Source organism: Kribbella pittospori (assembly GCF_004331465.1).
Lineage (GTDB): Bacteria > Actinomycetota > Actinomycetes > Propionibacteriales > Kribbellaceae > Kribbella > Kribbella pittospori.
Genome location: NZ_SJKB01000006.1, coordinates 363,378 through 380,577, shown reverse-complemented (window position 1 = coordinate 380,577; position 17,200 = coordinate 363,378). Strand labels below are relative to the sequence as shown.

Annotated in this window: 13 protein-coding genes; 8 read left to right on the top strand and 5 right to left on the bottom strand. The window is 69.4% G+C overall.

The annotated features are described in order from the left end of the window. Positions 1-107 precede the first annotated feature (107 nt). Positions 108-1,625: a leucyl aminopeptidase family protein gene (locus tag E0H73_RS21265; RefSeq protein WP_131359151.1), complete on the top strand. Its 1,518-nt coding sequence runs from the start codon at positions 108-110 to the stop codon at positions 1,623-1,625. Between the two features lie 196 nt (positions 1,626-1,821). Further along, positions 1,822-2,775, top strand: a complete 954-nt coding sequence (locus E0H73_RS21260) for a type IV toxin-antitoxin system AbiEi family antitoxin domain-containing protein (protein WP_165555759.1) — start codon at positions 1,822-1,824, stop codon at positions 2,773-2,775. Positions 2,776-2,974: 199 nt separating this feature from the next. On the opposite strand, the gene E0H73_RS21255 is transcribed toward E0H73_RS21260, so the two are convergent. Next, a complete protein-coding gene (locus tag E0H73_RS21255; RefSeq protein WP_131359144.1) occupies positions 2,975-3,829 on the bottom strand; it encodes an oxidoreductase in 855 nt (284 codons plus the stop codon). Between the two features lie 104 nt (positions 3,830-3,933). Between E0H73_RS21255 and E0H73_RS21250 the strand changes: the two genes are divergently transcribed. Beyond that, the gene (locus tag E0H73_RS21250) at positions 3,934-4,809 is read left to right on the top strand and encodes a helix-turn-helix transcriptional regulator (RefSeq protein ID WP_131359141.1); all 876 of its coding nucleotides are present in this window, start codon (positions 3,934-3,936) and stop codon (positions 4,807-4,809) included. Here E0H73_RS21250 and E0H73_RS21245 read toward each other — a convergent pair. The 3 genes from E0H73_RS21245 to E0H73_RS21235 form a co-directional block, all read right to left on the bottom strand. Beyond that, the gene (locus E0H73_RS21245; RefSeq protein ID WP_131359138.1) at positions 4,793-6,037 is read right to left on the bottom strand and encodes an alpha/beta hydrolase; all 1,245 of its coding nucleotides are present in this window, start codon (positions 6,035-6,037) and stop codon (positions 4,793-4,795) included. The genes E0H73_RS21250 and E0H73_RS21245 overlap by 17 nt on opposite strands. A gap of 70 nt (positions 6,038-6,107) precedes the next feature. After that, positions 6,108-7,265: a glycogen synthase gene (glgA, locus tag E0H73_RS21240; RefSeq protein WP_131359135.1), complete on the bottom strand. Its 1,158-nt coding sequence runs from the start codon at positions 7,263-7,265 to the stop codon at positions 6,108-6,110. Between the two features lie 18 nt (positions 7,266-7,283). After that, a complete protein-coding gene (locus E0H73_RS21235) occupies positions 7,284-7,829 on the bottom strand; it encodes a GNAT family N-acetyltransferase (RefSeq protein ID WP_131359132.1) in 546 nt (181 codons plus the stop codon). 64 nt (positions 7,830-7,893) lie between these two features. Here E0H73_RS21235 and glgC point away from each other — a divergent pair, with 64 nt between their 5' ends. Genes glgC through E0H73_RS21215 form a run of 4 tightly spaced genes read left to right on the top strand, consistent with a single transcriptional unit; the run spans position 7,894 to position 13,239 of the window. Beyond that, positions 7,894-9,186, top strand: a complete 1,293-nt coding sequence (glgC, locus tag E0H73_RS21230) for a glucose-1-phosphate adenylyltransferase (protein ID WP_475009303.1) — start codon at positions 7,894-7,896, stop codon at positions 9,184-9,186. Beyond that, positions 9,183-10,442, top strand: coding sequence for a kynureninase (gene kynU, locus E0H73_RS21225; protein ID WP_131359130.1), 1,260 nt, complete (start codon positions 9,183-9,185; stop codon positions 10,440-10,442). Before glgC ends, kynU begins: the two co-directional genes overlap by 4 nt. Further along, the gene (locus E0H73_RS21220) at positions 10,439-11,740 is read left to right on the top strand and encodes an FAD-dependent oxidoreductase (RefSeq protein WP_131359127.1); all 1,302 of its coding nucleotides are present in this window, start codon (positions 10,439-10,441) and stop codon (positions 11,738-11,740) included. The genes kynU and E0H73_RS21220 overlap by 4 nt, the downstream gene beginning before the upstream one ends. Then, positions 11,737-13,239 (top strand): 2-hydroxymuconic semialdehyde dehydrogenase, encoded by a 1,503-nt coding sequence (locus tag E0H73_RS21215; RefSeq protein ID WP_131359124.1) that lies wholly within the window; start codon positions 11,737-11,739, stop codon positions 13,237-13,239. The genes E0H73_RS21220 and E0H73_RS21215 overlap by 4 nt, the downstream gene beginning before the upstream one ends. On the opposite strand, the gene E0H73_RS21210 is transcribed toward E0H73_RS21215, so the two are convergent. After that, positions 13,189-16,680, bottom strand: a complete 3,492-nt coding sequence (locus E0H73_RS21210; RefSeq protein ID WP_165555758.1) for a tetratricopeptide repeat protein — start codon at positions 16,678-16,680, stop codon at positions 13,189-13,191. The two genes, E0H73_RS21215 and E0H73_RS21210, sit on opposite strands and share 51 nt — an antisense overlap. Before the next feature lie 94 nt (positions 16,681-16,774). Here E0H73_RS21210 and E0H73_RS21205 point away from each other — a divergent pair, with 94 nt between their 5' ends. Then, positions 16,775-17,200, top strand: a complete 426-nt coding sequence (locus E0H73_RS21205) for a RidA family protein (RefSeq protein WP_131359119.1) — start codon at positions 16,775-16,777, stop codon at positions 17,198-17,200.

Sequence of the window (17,200 nt, the reverse complement as noted above, 5' to 3'; positions counted from 1 at the left end):
AATTCATCGACCCCGGTGGGTGCCTTTTCGGGCACCGGCCGGGGTCGTTACGGTTGGCCCCGGACAATGCAGTCCCCACATTTGATCAAACCAGTGAGGTCCTCCTAGTGGCTCGCCGCAGCAGCACGTTCACCTTCCCGACTCTTCCGGCCGTGTCCTGGCAGCCCGGTCTGCCCGTGCACGGCGCCCCGACCTGGGTGATCGTGGTCGGCGAGGACGGTCTGCCCGCGGCCGCCAAGGAGGCGGGCGAGCGGCTCGGCGTCGATCTCGACCGCCTGTACGAGGTGCAGCAGGCGACCGGCTTCAGCCCGACCGCCGGGGCCACCGCGAGCTACCCGCTGCTGTCCGGCGAGGTGACCGAGGTGCTGCTGGTCGGCGCCGGTGACGGCAGCGCCAAGGACCTGCGACACGCCGGTGCCGCGATCGCGAGATTCGGCCGCGGCAAGGACGAGCTCACCGCGGTCGTTGCCGAGGGCATCGACGACGCGACGCTGCAGGCGGTGACGGAGGGCGTCGTACTCGGATCGTTCGGCTACACCCAGAAGACGGTCGACACGGGCAAGCCGGTGGTCGGCCGGGTGACGCTGACCGACGGGTCCGCGTCGGAGCGGCAGGCCGTGCTCGACCGCGGCATCGTGCTCGGGCGGACCGGGTGGGTGGCGCGGCAGTTCGCGATCACCCCGTCGAACGAGAAGGACCCGGCCTGGATGGCCGCCCGCGCGACCGAGCTGGCCGCGTCGTCCGGTCTCGAGGTCACCGTCTGGGACGAGAAGCAGCTGGCCGCTGACGGGTTCGGCGGCATCCTCGCGGTCGGCAAGGGGTCGACCCGTCCGCCGCGGTTCATCCGGCTCGACTACGTGCCGGCCGGCGCGACCAAGAAGACGCCGTACGTCGTCCTGGTCGGCAAGGGCATCACCTACGACACCGGCGGCCTGTCGCTGAAGCCGCGCGAGGGCATGGTGTCGATGAAGCGGGACATGACCGGCGGCGGCTCGGTGATGGCGACAATGTCGGCACTGCGTGAGCTCGGCGCGAACGTCCGGGTCACCGGCCTGATCTGCTCCGCGGAGAACATGCCGTCCGGTACGGCGTACCGCCCGGACGACGTGATCCGGCACTACGGCGGCCGCACCACCGAGGTGAAGAACACCGACGCCGAGGGCCGGCTGGTGATGGCCGACGGACTCGCCTACGCGGTCAAGGAACTGAAGCCGGACGCGATCGTCGACATCGCCACGCTGACCGGCGCGATCAAGGTGTCGCTCGGCTCGATGCTGTACGGCGGCCTGTTCTCGACCGACGATGCGCTCGCGGACAACCTCGCCGACGCCGGCCGGGTGTCGGGTGAGGAGCTGTGGCGGATGCCGCTGGCCGAGCAGTACCAGGAGCTCATCTCGACACCGATCGCCGACTCGGTCAACAGCTCGAAGGGCCCGGGGTCGATCACCGCGGCCCTGTTCCTGAAGGCGTTCGCGGGCGACATTCCGTGGGCCCACCTGGACCTGTCGTCGATCGCGGAGTCCCCGGCCGACCGCTTCGAGTACTCCATTGGCGCGACCGGCGCCGGCGCCCGCCTCCTCACCACCTGGCTGACCTCCGAAACCCCAACCTCCGGCATCGGCTGACCGCGCCCGACCAGCGACCACCATCCCGGTCCCGCCTTCCAACCCCCCGTCTGATGGGTTAACCCACCAGATGGGGGGTTGGCCCACCGGATTCCCGTTGGCCAACCCACCGCGGCGTGGGCTGACCCCTCAGGAGTTGTCCACAGGGGTTGGGAAGGGCGCAGCGGGAGGGGCTGGTCGGGCTCATGCTGGCTTGGTGAACCCGGAGTTGAAGCAGATCGCGGCCGAACAGGGCGGCGTTGTCAGCAGCAGGCAGGCCGCCGACACTGGCTATACCCGCGAGCAGATTCGCGAACGGCTTGGCGACGGCCGCTGGGAGCGAGTGCGGTACGGGCAGTACGCCGAGCGTCTCGATCTGACGGGTCTGGCTCCGTGGGATCGACATGTTGTGCGCCACCGGCAACTTGTGCACGCAGCGATGAACTCGATGCGACGGGGCTCTGCCGTGGTCAGTCACCACTCCGCGCTCGTCATGTACGGCGTACCGGTATGGCGCGCTGATCTCACCGAGGTCCAGTTGACACGGACAACTGGCCGCAGCGGTCTGCTCGCTGGAGTCCGGCATCATCGCGGGCTGCTCGAGACGTCGGACGTCACGCAGATCGAAGGGCTCGCGACGACTTCGCTCGCCCGCGCCGTGGTCGAGTCGGCGGCCCGTACGTCGTTCGAGGCTGCCGTCGTGAGTGCGGACGCGGCACTGCGACATTACGACCTGAACCCCCGTGACCTGCAGCGCCTGCGGGCGACGACCGAGTGTTGGCCGGGTGGTCCGACGATTCGCTCGGTGCTCGCGTTCGCCGATCCCCTGGCCGAGTCGGTCGGTGAGTCACGTCTTCGGGTGCTGATGCGCAACCAGGGCTTGCCGTCTCCGGACCTTCAGGTGGAGTTCGCTGACGACGGTGGTTTCATCGGCAGAGTCGACTTCTTCTTCCCCGATCACGACACGGTGGTCGAGTTCGACGGCATGGTGAAGTACGCCGATGAATCGCGAGATGCACTGATCCGGGAGAAGGCCAGGGAGGACCGTCTTCGCGCCTTGGGGCTGGAGATCGTTCGTACGACGTGGTCCGATCTCGCGCATCCACACCGAACGGCGATGCGCATCCGCAGCGGCTTCGCCCGATCCCGTCGTACCGTCCTCACAGGCTGACCCATCACATGGTGGGTTGGCCAACCGGAATCCGGCGTGGTAACCCACCCTCAGGTGGGTGAGCCCATCAGATGGCGCGGCGGTGGGGTCGGGTCGCGCGGTGGCTGGGGTGGTGGGGTGGAGGTGGCGCGGGGTGAGGGGTGGCGCCGGGGTGGGGGTGGCGTGGGGTGGGGGTGGCGGCAGAGCGTGGTGACCGCTGTTAGGCCCCGATCGCGTTGAGCTCGGCCACCGCATCGGTGGGGAGGACGAGGTCAGCGGCGGCGATGTTTTCGCGGAGGTGGGTGAGCGAGGACGTGCCGGGGATGACGATGCTGGTGGTGGAGCGCTGCAGGAGCCAGGCCAGGGCGACCTGCTGAGGTGAGGCGTTCAGGCGAGCGGCGACCTTGGCGAGGGTCTCGGACTGCAGTGGGTTGAAGCCGCCGAGCGGGAAGAACGACGCGAACGCGATGTTCTCGTCGGCGCAGAAGTCGACCACGTCGTCGTCATCGCGCCGGACCAGGTTGTAGAGGTTCTGCACGGTGACGACCGGGGCGATGGTCTGCGCCTCGCGGATCTGCGTGATCGTGACGCCGCTCAGCCCGAGGTGCCGGATCAGGCCTTCCTGCTGCAACTCGGCCAGAGCGGTGAACTCCGCGGCGATCGACTCCTCGCTGCCGCCGTCGTGGGCGGCGGTGCGCAGGTTGACCACGTCGAGGACGTCCAGGCCGAGGTGCTCGAGGTTCTCGTGGACCGCGGCCTTCAGGTCCTCCGGCTCCAGGGCGGGGTTCCAGCTGCCGTCGTCGCCGCGGCGGGCGCCCACCTTGGTGACGAGGTGCAGGTCGGCCGGGTACGGGTGCAGGGCTGCCTTGATGATCTCGTTGACCACGACCGGGCCGTAGAAGTCGCTGGTGTCGATATGCGTGACGCCCAGGTCGACGGCCTCCCGCAGTACGGCGATCGCCTGGTCGCGGTCCTGCGGCGGCCCGAAGACCCCGGGACCGGCGAGCTGCATGGCGCCGTACCCCATCCGGGTGATGGTGAGGTCCTCGGCGAGGGTGATGGTTGAGTTCGTCATGTCTTCCACTGTTCCTCGGGGTCGGTCGAGGAGGGAGTGCCCCGCTGTTCCTGGGAGTGACAGGACCCAGTCACCGGACGTCCGCCCCGACTACCGTGGACGACATGGACAGTACGAACGCGCTGGGTGAGTATCTCCGAGCCCGGCGCGAACAGGTCCGGCCGGAGGACGTCGGACTCCGGCGGGTCGGCCTTCGGCGGGTCCCGGGGTTGCGGCGCGAGGAGGTCGCGATGTTGGCCGGCATCAGCTCGGACTACTACCTGCGGCTCGAGCAGGGTCGCGACCGGCATCCGTCGGTGCAGGTTCTCGAGGCCTTGGCCGACGTACTGCGCTTGGACGCCGACGCCACGGCCTACCTGGTCGGGCTCGTGCAGGAGCACCCGCGGGCTGTCCCGAAGCGGCAACGACCCAGGGCCGAGCCTGTGCCGGAGAGCATCCGTGAGCTGATCGACGGCTGGCCGAACAACCCGGCGTACGTGCAGAACAAGTACACCGACGTCCTCGCGGTCAACGCCCTGGGCGCCGCGCTGACGCCGAACTACGCGGTCGGGGTCAACCTGCTCACCGCAGTCCTGCTCGACCCCGCGGAGCAGGCACTGCGGCGAGACTGGGACGAGCTCACCGAGGAGGGTGTCGCCGTCCTGCGGTCCGAGCTCGGGTCGGCGGTCGACGATCCGCGGCTGGTCGAGCTCGTCGGGGAACTGTCGGTGCGCAGCGAGCGGTTCCGCCAGCTGTGGGCGCGGCACGACGTCCGCCCGCGCCGCGGCCGGCTGAGTCTGCTGACCCATCCGGACGTCGGCGACCTCGATCTGAAGTCCGACAAGCTGACCATCGGCGGGACCGACAACATGACGCTGGTCGTCTTCCACGCCGTACCCGGAAGCCGGAGCGTCGAGTCACTCGCCCTGCTCGGCAGCCTGGTCGCGTCCAACGATCAGACCACCGAGCAGCACGATCGAGCGCCTAGGCCCAGCGACTGAAGGCGCGGACGATCTGCGGGTACGCCGCCAACGCCGTACCCACGTGGTCGACGGCGCCCATCGAGTGCACGGTGACCTGCGCGCCGCGAGCCCGCAGCGCGGTGGCACAGACGTCCGCATTGGCGGCCACCACGTCGGTGTCCTTCGTGCCGTTGTAGAAGTGGACGGGCACGCGGGGGGTCCAGTCATGGCAGATCTGGTCGGCCGTCTGCAGTGCGCGCAGGTAGCGACCGGTCGGGTGCTTCAGCCGCTCGATGAACGCCGGCGTGAACAGCTTCTCCGGGGAATCGGGGAGTCCGGCAACGATGTCCTCGTCGGGGTGTGTCCCGTCGAAGAGGCCCTCGACCGTGCTCGCGTACGGCTCCTGGAACGCCTCCCGCGGGTCGTCGTACAGGCCGACGGTCCGGTTCCACGCGGTCGTGAAGTAGGCGAGATAGAACGCCGCGGTCGCCGGCGCCACCCCACCGTTGAAGGCGGCCGGCAACTCGGTCCCTAGAAGGTCGTACGGCCCGGCCACGCCCTGCAGAGCGCCGAGGCGGAACGTCGAGACCTCACCCCGGCTGAGTGCCCGTCCAAGGGCAACAGAGGCCCGGCCGCCCTGGGAGAAGCCGGTGACGAGCACGTCGCGTTTGAGGACGACTCCGTGCCTCAACGCGAACGTGCGAGCCGCCAACAGCATGTCCGCGGACGCGCTGGTCTCGGTCTTGGTGTCGATGTACGGATGCTCGCCCGGCCCGAGCCCGAGACCGAGGTAGTCGGGCGCGACCCCGACCAGCCCCTGGCCGGCGAAGAGAGCGGTGACGAGCCGGTCGGTCGAGTCTTCAGACACGGAGGCCGCGTAGGCCTTCGTCGCGGTCGTGCCGTGCAGGTACTCCGCGACGGTCAGCGCACCGTGGCGGCCGTCGGGCAGGACGACGAGACCGCTCGCGGTGGTGGGCCGGCCGTTGGGGTCGACGGTCCGATAGATCAACCGGTACGCCGTGACGTCGTCCTTGGCCGCCGGTGTACCGACGAAGCCCGTCCCAGCCGCGGCTCCGTCCAACTGAGCCGCAGTCAGCCGGGCGACCGGGACGGCCGAGACGAGCGCGCCACGTGGGGCGTGGACGCTGGTGACGGCGGCTTCCGACAGCGTCGGCTGGGTGACAGCGGCGTACGCCGAGATCGGGGCCGCGAGCAGCGCGGCCGTGGCGAGAGTGGCGGCAACGGTCCTGGTAATCCGTGAAGTCATGCCTCCAGCCAACCGCCGGGCCGAGCGTGCGACGAGGGTGCTCGGCCCCGGGGCGGAGGTGGACTTTCGTCTACCCGAGGAGGCTGGTGTACAGCTGCACGGTCCGGTCCGCGACGGCGTCCCAACCGAACTGCGAGACGGCCCGCTCGCGGCCCGCCTTGCCCATCGTGGCCGCCTTGGCCGGGTTGTCGACCAGGTCGTTGATCCCCGCGGCCAGGTCGCGCTCGAACGCGTCGATGTCGTCCTCGTCGTACCGGACCAGTGTGCCGGTGACGCCGTCGTCGACCACCTCGGGGATGCCGCCGACCGCGCTGGCGACGACGGCGGTCTCACATGCCATCGCCTCGAGGTTGACGATGCCGAGCGGCTCGTAGATCGACGGGCAGCAGAACGCGAGCGCGTGCGTCAGCACCTGCCGGACCTCCTCGCGCGGCAGCATCTCGGAGACCACGAACACGCCGTCCCGGGCCGCCTTGAGGTCGTCGATCAGGGCATCCGTCTCGACCTTGAGCTCGACCGTGTCGGCCGCACCGGCGAGCAGCACCAGCTGCACCGACGGGTCCAGCCGCAGCCCGGCCCGGAGGAGGTGTGGGACACCCTTCTGCCGGGTGATCCGGCCGACGAACGTCACGTACGGGCGGCTCAGGTCGACGCCGAGCCGCTCCAGCACGTTCGTCGCCGGATCCGGCCGGTAGAAGTCGGCGTCGATCCCGTTCGAGATCACGTGCACCTTGGCCGGGTCGATCGCCGGGTAGCAGTCCAGTACGTCGTCCCGCATGCCGTTGCTCACCGCGACCACAGCGTCGGCCGCCTCGTAGGCCGTCCGCTCGGCCCAGCTGGACAGGCGGTAGCCGCCGCCGAGCTGCTCGGCCTTCCACGGGCGGCGCGGCTCCAGCGAGTGAGCGGTCACCACGTGCGGTACGCCGTACAGGAGCTTGGCCCAGTGGCCGGCCATGTTCGCGTACCAGGTGTGGGAGTGGACGAGCTGGGAGTCGCCGACCGCGGCCGTCATGGTCAGGTCGGTGGACAGGATCCGCAGCGCCGCGTTCGCCTTCGGGATGCGTGGGTCGTCCTCGGAGTGCGCGGTCGCGCCGAGGCGTGGCTCGCCCATGCAGTGCACGTCCACGTCGAGCAGCCGGCGCAGCTCGCGGACCAGGAAGTCCACGTGCACCCCCGCCCCGCCGTACACATCCGGAGGATACTCACGCGTCAGGATGGCGACCTTCATGCGTCCGAGGCTAGGTCATCACGCGACGTGTGTCGGTACCCAGAACCTCAGCTTTCCGTGTCGTTCGTCTTCCAATTCGCCACCGGCCGCCTGGATCACCTTGCGTGAACCGACGTTGTCCGGGTCGCAGGTGACCAGCACCGGGTCGATGCCGAGACCGGCCGCGATCGGCAGGGACTGGGTCAGCATCCGGGTGCCGTGGCCGTGACGCCGCGCCGACGGCCGTACGCCGTAGGTGATGTGACCGCCGAGCTCGATCAGGACCGGGGTCAGGTCGTGGCGGATCGACAGCCGGCCGAGCCACTCCTCGCCGTCGACGAACCAGAGCACGGTCTGATGGACCAGATCCGGCCGCAGTTCGGTGGCCGGATCCGCCTCGCTCCGGATCAGCTCGACCATCCGGGCGAACTCGTCCGGGTCCGCGGCCTGCTCGCGGCTCCACTCCTCCTCGTCGCCGGTGATCGCCCGTGCACCCATCCACCGCTCGTCCTCCGGGCCGAACTCGTCCCAGGCGGCGAGGAACGAGCGGTGAACGGCGACAGTAGGTTCGATGAGCGTTGGCATCCCCCCAGTGTCGCGACACTCGCAAGCGCTTATGCCTGGGGGCTCTCGGAGCTAAGGTGCGGACATGGCAAAGGCGCCCAGAGTTCTCGGAATCGTGCTGGCCGGTGGCGAGGGCAAGCGGTTGATGCCGCTGACGGCGGACCGGGCCAAACCGGCCGTGCCGTTCGGGGGCAGTTATCGCTTGATCGACTTCGTGCTGTCCAACCTGGTCAACGCCGGAATCCGGAACCTGTTCGTGCTGACGCAGTACAAGTCGCACTCGCTGGACCGGCATGTGACCGTGACCTGGCGGATGTCCACCCTGCTGGGGAACTTCGTCAGCTGCGTGCCCGCCCAGCAGCGGCTCGGTCCGCAGTGGTACCAGGGCAGCGCGGACGCGATCTACCAGTCGATGAATCTGATCGACGACTTCAAGCCCGACGTCATCGTGGTGTTCGGCGCCGACCACGTGTACCGGATGGATGCGGCCCAGATGGTCGCCGCGCACCTGGAGCGTGGGAACGGCGTGACCGTGGCCGGGATCCGGGTGCCCCGGGCCGGGGCGAGCGAGTTCGGCGTGATCAAGACCGGCGCGGACGGGCAGACCATCGAGGAGTTCCTGGAGAAGCCGGCCGACCCGCCGGGACTGCCCGACTCGCCGGACGAGACGTTCGCCTCGATGGGCAACTACGTGTTCAGCGCCGACGTCCTGGTCGAGGCGCTCCGCAAGGACGCCGCGAACCCCGCCTCGCGGCACGACATGGGCGGCGACATCGTCCCGATGATGGTTGCCGAGGGCAAGGCCGGGGTCTACGACTTCCGTGACAACGACGTACCCGGCGCACTCGACCGGGACCGCTCGTACTGGCGTGACGTCGGTTCGCTGGACTCGTACCATGAGGCCCACATGGATCTGGTCTCGATCCAGCCGGTGTTCAACCTCTACAACTCGGACTGGCCGATCTTCACCTCGCACCCGCAACTGCCGGGCGCGAAGTTCACCGACGACGCGACCGTCGGCGAGTCGATCGTCTGCCAGGGCTCGATCGTGACCGGTGCGACCGTGGAGACCTCGGTGCTCGGCTCCAACGTGATCGTCAGTGCCGGTGCCTACATCGAGCGCGCGGTGATCATGGACAACTGCAAGATCGGCGCCGGGGCCCGGCTGATCAACGTGATCCTGGACAAGAACGTGGTCGTCCCGGAAGGCGTCGAGATCGGCGTCGACCCCGACCACGACCGCGAACGCGGCTTCACCGTCTCCAAGGGCGGCATCACCGTGCTCGGCAAGGGCCAGGTGATCGACCCGCCGGCCGACAAGCCCGCCAAGGTGGACGACAAGGTGGACGACGCGGCGGATGAGGTCGCCGAGGCGTGAGCGCGGAGGCTGAGGCGCTGGAACTCGATGCCGCGGACCCCGGGCACCGCGATCTGTTCGACGTACCGCCGGCGCAGGGTGGCGACTACCCGGACGTGGCGTACTTCGCCGGGAACTCGCTCGGGCTGCGGCCGCGCGCGACCCGGACCGAGTTACTCGAGGACCTCGACGCGTGGGCGAGGCTGGGCGTGGAGGGACACCTCGACGCCGACAGGCCGTGGTTGCCGTACCACCGGCTTCTGACCGGACCGGCGTCACGGCTGGTAGGTGCACTGCCGAACGAGACCGTCGTGATGAACTCCCTCACGGTCAACCTGCACCTGCTGATGGTCTCGTTCTACCGCCCGAACCGGTCCCGGCACCGCATCGTGATCGAGGACTCCGCCTTTCCCTCCGACAGCTACGCCGTACGCTCCCAAGCGCGATTCCACGGGTACGACGCCGACGACGCGGTCATCCGCCTCCGGCCCCGGCCGGGCGAGGAGTGCCTGCGTACGTCGGACGTCGTCGAGCAGCTGGGCGGTGACGTGGCCCTGGTCCTGCTGGGCGGGGTGAATTACCTGACCGGCGAGCTGATGGACATCCCGACGATCACCAAGGCCGGACATGCGGCCGGTGCGATCGTCGGCTGGGACCTGGCCCACGCGGCCGGGAACGTGCCGCTGGCACTGCACGAGTGGGGCGTGGACTTCGCCGCCTGGTGCTCGTACAAGTACCTGAACTCCGGGCCGGGTGCGCTGGCCGGTGCGTTCGTGCACGAGCGGCACCTGGGCGGCGACCGGCCGCGGTTCGAGGGCTGGTGGAGCACTGAGGCCTCGACCCGGTTCGAGATGAGGCCGGAGTCGAGGCCACCCGCGTCAGCGGATGCGTGGCAGGTGTCGAATCCGCCGATCTTCTCGATGAGCCCGGTGCGTACGTCGCTGGAGATCTTCGACAAGATCGGTATCGGTGTGTTGCGCGAACGCAGTCTGCGGTTGACGTCGTACCTGGAGAGGCAATTGAGCGAGGTCATGATCGAGCGGCCGTTGCAGGTCATCACTCCGACGGATCCGCAGCGGCGCGGGGCGCAACTGTCGGTGCGGATCGGTGGTGCGCAGGGGGCGGGTGCGCTGGCGAAGCGGTTGCGGTTCGAGTACGGCGTGATCGCCGACTCGCGGGAGCCCGACGTACTGCGGTTGGCGCCGGTGCCGTTGTACTCGACGTACCACGACTGCTGGCGGGCGGCGACGGCTCTGGCTGAGGCGGTGCCGGCATGAAGGTCGCGATCGTCGGGGCCGGGCTGACCGGGAGTCTGATGGCCTGTTTCCTCGCCCGGCGTGGGTTGTCGGTGACGCTGTACGAGCGGCGGCCGGATCCGCGCGTCGGTCAGGCCGAGCGCGGCCGGTCGATCAACCTGGCGATCTCCGAACGCGGGCTGGACGCGCTGCGGCGGATCGGGCTGGACGACCAGGTGATGGCCGACGCGCTGCCGATGAAGGGCCGGATGATCCACCCGGTCTCCGGACCGCTGGACTTCCAGGCGTACTCGGCCGGCGGCAACCGGGCGATCAACTCGATCAGCCGTGGTGCGCTGAACAACGCGCTGCTGACGGCGGCGTCGGAGGCTCCGGGCGTCTCGGTCGAGTTCGAGCATCGGCTGGTCGAACTGGAGTCGCAGGCCGGGCGGATGGTGTTCGCGACCCCGTCGGGGAAGGTCTCGGCCGAGGCCGACGTGGTGCTCGGCGCGGACGGTGCCGGGTCCGCGGTGCGCGAGCAGTTGCTTGCCGAGGGCATCGTTGCCGAGGACGTCGACTTCCTCGACTACGGGTACAAGGAGCTGTCGATCCCGGCGGCCGACGGTGAGTTCGCGCTGGATCCCGGTGCGCTGCACATCTGGCCGCGCGGTACGTCGATGATGATCGCGCTGCCGAATCCGGATCGCTCCTTCACCTGCACGCTGTTCTGGCCGGCCGGGGCGTTCGACGCGCTGACCTCCGAGGTGGACATCGAGGACCACTTCAGGACGTCGTACCCGGATCTGTTGCCGTTGGCACCATCCCTGGTGGACGACTACCTGCACAACCCGGTCGGCGTACTCGGGACCGTGCACACGCTGCCCTGGCAGGCGCACGGGCGGACGGCGCTGATCGGCGACGCGGCGCACGCGATCGTGCCGTTCTACGGCCAGGGCGCGAACTGTGCGTTCGAGGACGTGGTCGAGCTGGACCGCTGCCTCGACGACACTGCCGGGTCGTGGGCCCGGGCGCTGCCGCTGTTCGAGGCGCGGCGCCGGGAGAACACCGAGGCGATCGCGGAGATGGCGCTCGGCAACTTCGTCGAGATGCGGGACAAGGTCGCGTCGCCGGTCTTCCGCCTCACCAAGCGCATCGAGCACGCCCTGGAACGCCTGCTCCCCGGCACGTACGTCTCCCGCTACGAACTGGTGTCGTTCTCCACCACGCCGTACGCCGAAGTCCGGGACCGCGTCCATCGCCAGCACAAGGTGCTCGGCCTGGGCGCTGTGGCCGCGGCCGGCGTACTGCTCGGAATCGCACGGAGGAGGAGACGGCGATGAGTTTGTGGACGCCGGAGTTGCTGACCGGGCAGCCCAAGTCGGTGGGCCTGCTCCGGAACTTCGTCGGTGGCGAGTTCGTGGAGAGCGGCTCGACGTTCGCGAAGGTGAGCCCGGTGACGGGTGAGCAGATCTTCGACGTCTGCGAGGCGGACGAGTCGGCCGTGGACGCGGCGGTGCAGGCGGCCCAGGCGGCGCTGAAGGGGCCGTGGGGACGGCTCAGTGAGCAGGAGCGGGCGGTGGTCCTGCGCCGCGTCGCCGACGGACTGGAGCGGCGCTTCGAGGACCTCGTCGCGGCGGAAGTGGGCGACACCGGGAAGTCGATCAGTCAGGCCCGCACGCTCGACATCCCGCGCGGCGCGGCGAACTTCCGCGCCTTCGCCGACTTCGCGACGACGGCTGCCACCGAGTCGTACACCACCGTGCTGCCGGACGGCCGGCGGGCGCTGAACTACGCGGTCCGTAAACCCGTCGGTGTGGTGGCGATCGTCGTACCGTGGAACCTGCCGCTGCTCCTGCTCACCTGGAAGGTCGCGCCGGCGCTTGCCTGCGGCAACGCTGTGGTGGTCAAGCCGTCCGAGGAGACACCGGCCTCGGCGACCGTACTGGCCGAGGTGATGGCGGAGGCCGGCGTACCGGCTGGGGTCTTCAACCTCGTGCACGGCTTCGGCCCGTCGTCGGCAGGGGAGTACCTGACCCGGCATCCCAGCGTGGACGCGATCACCTTCACCGGTGAATCTGCGACCGGTACGGCGATCGCGAAGGTGGCAGCGGACCGGGTCAAGTCGGTGTCCTTCGAGCTCGGCGGCAAGAACGCCGGCCTGATCTTCGCCGACGCCGACCTGGACGCCGCGGTCGAGGGATCGGTGCGGTCCGTGTTCACCAACGGCGGCCAGGTCTGCCTGTGCACCGAGCGGCTGTACGTCGAGCGGCCGATCTTCACCGAATTCGCTGAACGGCTGGCCCAACGAGCCTCCGAACTGACCTACGGCTGGCCGGCCGACGAGGCCACCATGAACATGCCGCTGATCTCGAAACAGCACCGCGACAAGGTCCTCTCGTACTACGACCTGGCCCGATCCGAAGGTGCTGAGGTGCTGACCGGCGGCGGCGTACCGTCGTTCGGCGACGCCCGCGACGGTGGTTGCTACGTGCAACCGACAGTGGTGACCGGTCTGCCGCAGGACGCCCGCGCCACCACCGAGGAGATCTTCGGCCCGATCTGCCACATCGCGCCGTTCGACACCGAGGACGAGGCCTACGCCCTGGCCAACGACAGCGAGTACGGCCTGGCCGCCACCGTCTGGACCCGCGACGTCGGCCGCGCCCACCGTGCCGGCCCAGCCTTGGACGTCGGCATCGTCTGGATCAACACCTGGTTCCTCCGCGACCTCCGCACGCCGTTCGGCGGCATGAAGCTGTCCGGCGTCGGCCGCGAGGGCGGCACGCACTCACTGTCCTTCTACTCCGAGCCCACCAACGTCTGCATCGAGCTGACCTGACCGCAGTACGTCGAGCACAGGCGCGACCTTGTCCGCCCCGATGAACTCCCCCAACTCGGTCAACTCCTCGCCGATCTGCCGGAGCAGATCCGCCGGGAGTCGCTGTGTTTCCACGTAGTTGATCGCCTCACTCTGCTCGCCGAGCGCGGTCAGGAAGGTGGGCCGGTGGACCAGCCGGCGCGGATCCGGGCGCGGCAGGTCTGCCTCGTAGTCCAAGGTCGAGAGCGCCGACCTGAGCAACGCGGCCGCGTCGTCGTCGCGGCCTTCACCGAGACGGATCAGGGCCTGCCGGTACAGCCCCCAGCCGTTCTTCGGATTGAGCTCGGCAGCATGCTCGAAGTCCGCCAGCGCGGCGGCCGTCTTGCCCATCGCCTGATAGGTCTCGCCCCGCCCGATCCAGGCGGTCGCTGTCCGCGGGAGCCGGTCGATCGCCCGGGCGAAGTCGTGCAAGGCCGCCGAGTGGTCGCCGGTCAGACGGAGGAAGTACTGGCCGCGGTAGATCAGGGCCCAGCCTTGGTTGCGGAGGATCGCGACGCTGCGGTCGTGGTCGGCGCGGGCCGCGTCGAGGTTTCCCAGCCGCTCGTGCACTCTGGCGCGATGCGAGAGCGCCGCGGCCTTCCGCCGGGCGACGTCGACAGCACGATCCAGGTCGGCCAGTGCCTGCGTGTACTGACCCTTCAGTTCCATGATCTGCGCCCGGGACACCAGTGCCGAACCGAGAGTGGGATCGAGCTGGATGGCTCGATCGAGGTCGTCGAGCGCCCCGTCGAGATCACCGTGATCCAGCCGGATCGACCCACGCCGGTCGAACGCCAGGGCCGACAACGGGTCGAGTTCGAGGGAGCGCTCGGCGTCCGCGATCGCGCCGTCGTACTGGCCCGCGGAGGCTCTCATCCCGGCCCGGATCCCGAACGTCGGACCATGGGTCGGATCGAGCTCGAGCACCCGGTCGAGGTCGGCGAGTCCCCGGGATCGGCGGCCCGACCGGTCGTACACCAGCGCCCGCGTCGTGAGCGCGGACAGATCGTCGGGGCTCAGTTCGAGAGCGCGGTCGAGATCCCGCAGCGCATCGTCGTACCGGCGCGCGCTGAGATGCAGGTCTGCGCGTGCCCGCAGCAGGATCGGGTTGTCCGGATCGGTGCGGATTCGCGCGGTGAAGTCGGCCACCCCTCGCGACAGCTCGCCGGAGCGGTCGTAGACCCGGGCTCTGATCGTGAACGACCACCGGTCGCCCGGATCCGCCGCGATCGCTCGGTCGAGATCTGCCAGTGCCTCGGCGTACTGCCCCAAGGACATCCGGACATTGGCTCGGTCGGCGAGCGCCGCGGCGTACCGCGGGTCGAGTTCGACGGCCTTGTCGAGGTCGGCCAGCGCCTCGCGCTCCATCCGCTGATCGCGCCAGAGCCCTGCCCGGGACAGCAGGACCCAGGTGTCCGTCGGTGCCAGCGCGTGCGCATGATCCAGGTCCGTCTTCGCCTCGGCGAAGCGGCGCAGATCCCGGAAGATCGAGCCTCGGACCGTGAGGTAGTAGGCATCGCCCGGGCGCAGTTCGATCACGCGATCGATGTCGTCGAGGGCGGCCTCGTACTTGCGAAGACGCCGGCTGATCGAGCTCCGGGAGGAGTAGGCACCCGCGTAGTCGGGGGCGATCCGGATCGCCTCGGCGAGGTCCTCGAACGCCTTGTCGTAGTCGCCGAGATCGGCGTGGATCCGTCCGCGCGGGCCGACGATCCAGCTCCGGCCGGGCAGCAGGGCGTCCGCCCGGTCGAGGTCGCCGAGGGCAGCGTCGTACTTCTTCAGGCGTTCGTGCAGCCGGCTGCGTTCGGTGAGGGCGGCCGCTCGGTGGAAGGTGCTCAGCCGCGGATCCAGGGCGAGACCGTCGAGGAGGAGCAGTTCGTCGCTCGTCGAGCCCTGGAGAAGGGCGGTCAGCTGCTCGCCGCGGGAGCGGATCTCGTCGGTGTCGGAGTCGTGTCCCGCCTGGGCGATCATCTGGGCCCACTTGGCCGCGCTGTCGCTGGTCCGGCCGTAGGCGTCGGTCATGCGTTCCAGTGCGTTCGGCAGCTCGGGTACGCCGCCTGCGCACAGCTCGTGGTACGTCGCTTCGAGCTCCAACTCCCGCCAGCGGGCGTTCCGCCAGCGCTCGCTGGGGCGCAGACCGAGCTCTGTCAGGCGCTCGCGGTAGTGGTCGACCAGAGCCCGCTGGCGTTCGGTCCAGTCGGCGAGGGACACGCGCCGCAGTGAGCGGAGCATCGGCGTACGGACGACGGGGTGGTAGCGGTAGCCATAGCCATCGGCGTGAGCTGAGACGAAGGGCAGGCGGCGGAGCGCATCGAGGTCGACGGTCGTTCCGGCGGCGACCTCGAGGATGTCGCGGTCGAGCCGGCGGGGGATCGCGCCGGCCAGGATGGCCTTCTGCCGCTCCGGATCGGACTCCTCCCGGAGGAAGCGATCCACGGCGGTCTCGGCGTGATCCGTCGAGTCGGCGGTGCCGCGAGCCGCCGATTCCGCCAGCAGGGCGACGAGAATCGGCAGACAGCCGGAGAGCCGGAGGATCACGTCCACGGTGCCGGGATCGACGATCCGCTGAGTGGCGAGGAGCTGGCGCGCTTCCGCCTCCGTGAACACCTGCAGCTCGATGTCGACGCGGAGATTCCGCAGGCCGGCCCACTGGTTCGGGTCGAGTGGATGCTGACCGGACACCGCCACCACGATGTCGGCCGGCAACTTGCCGCAGGTGCCGCGCAGAAGGTCCAGCAACCAGCCGTTGAGGGCGCGGCCGGTCTGCTCGAAGGTGTCGATGAACAGAGCGATCTGCCGGCGCTGGCCGATCTTGCGGAGGTCGGCGACGAACGCCGTACTGAGCGCTTCGACCGGTGACAGCAGCAGCGCGAGATCGTCGTGCCGGGTGATCTTGCCGACCAGGTAGGCACGGTACTGGTCGACCCGCGACGCAGCCTCGTTCTCGTCGATCGCACCGACCAGCACACCGGCGATCGGGATCTCGCCGGCCGCACGGAGCCCGAGCCGGACCGCCGCCCGGGTCAGCACCGACGAGATCCCGGCCGGTGCGCCAGGATCGGAGTCGACGCTGTGCCGCAGTGTGCGGTACTGCCTCAGCCTGCTGTCGAAACCGCGGCAGGCGGACCCGGAGTCGGCCAGACCGTGGGCGAGCTGCTCGATCGCGGACAATACGTCGAACGCCTCGTCGACGTACGCCGTGGCGCATTTCTTCTTGGTCGCGGTCGCCCGCCAGCGCTGGACCAGCGACGTCTTGCCGACGCCGGCGTCGCCGTACAGGCTGACGATGAAGCGGCGGCGGGGATCGTTGGGCCGCAGTGCCAGGTTCTGCTCGAACAGCTGGAGTGGCTCGGTGCGGCCGACGAACGTGCCGGCGTCCCGGGACTCCAGGATGTCTTGCAGCCAGAAGTCCTCGTCGGTCACTCGTTCGATCGTAGTGGAGGGCGGGGTGACTGGCCACGCGACGCCGGTGCGGCAGGTACTTGGCGGATGGTGGGTGGTGGGCAAGGATGCTGACATGGCCGACGCGACGGTGGTGGCGGGGAAGGCAGTGCCGCGGGGACGGTTCCCGCACGTGAAGTTGAGCGGTGGGTTCGCGTTCGTGTCGGGGACTTCCAGCCGGTTGCCGGACAACACCATCGCGGGTGCCTCGGTCGACGAACTCGGCACGGTGTCACTGGACATCAAGGTGCAGACCCGGGCGGTGCTGGAGAACATCCGGGACATCCTGGTGGCGGTGGGCGCCGGACTCGACGACCTGGTCAGCGTGACGACGTACCTGGTGTCGATGAACGACTTCGGGGGCTACAACGAGGTGTATGGCGAATTCTTCGACGAGTCCGGGCCGGCCCGGACGACCGTCGCAGTCCATCAGCTGCCGCATCCCCAGCTGCTGATCGAGATCCAGGCCGTAGCGGCGATCCCGCAAGGTGCAAAGGAGTAG

Excerpts from the sequence above, each read along its gene's own strand:
- E0H73_RS21215 (WP_131359124.1), top strand. The coding sequence starts at position 11,737 with ATGAGTTTGTGGACGCCGGAGTTGCTGACCGGGCAGCCCAAGTCGGTG.
- E0H73_RS21235 (WP_131359132.1), bottom strand. The coding sequence starts at position 7,829 with ATGCCAACGCTCATCGAACCTACTGTCGCCGTTCACCGCTCGTTCCTC.
- E0H73_RS21220 (WP_131359127.1), top strand. The coding sequence starts at position 10,439 with ATGAAGGTCGCGATCGTCGGGGCCGGGCTGACCGGGAGTCTGATGGCC.
- E0H73_RS21245 (WP_131359138.1), bottom strand. The coding sequence starts at position 6,037 with ATGACTTCACGGATTACCAGGACCGTTGCCGCCACTCTCGCCACGGCC.
- E0H73_RS21205 (WP_131359119.1), top strand. The coding sequence starts at position 16,775 with ATGGCCGACGCGACGGTGGTGGCGGGGAAGGCAGTGCCGCGGGGACGG.
- E0H73_RS21255 (WP_131359144.1), bottom strand. The coding sequence starts at position 3,829 with ATGACGAACTCAACCATCACCCTCGCCGAGGACCTCACCATCACCCGG.
- glgA (WP_131359135.1), bottom strand. The coding sequence starts at position 7,265 with ATGAAGGTCGCCATCCTGACGCGTGAGTATCCTCCGGATGTGTACGGC.
- E0H73_RS21250 (WP_131359141.1), top strand. The coding sequence starts at position 3,934 with ATGGACAGTACGAACGCGCTGGGTGAGTATCTCCGAGCCCGGCGCGAA.
- glgC (WP_475009303.1), top strand. The coding sequence starts at position 7,894 with ATGGCAAAGGCGCCCAGAGTTCTCGGAATCGTGCTGGCCGGTGGCGAG.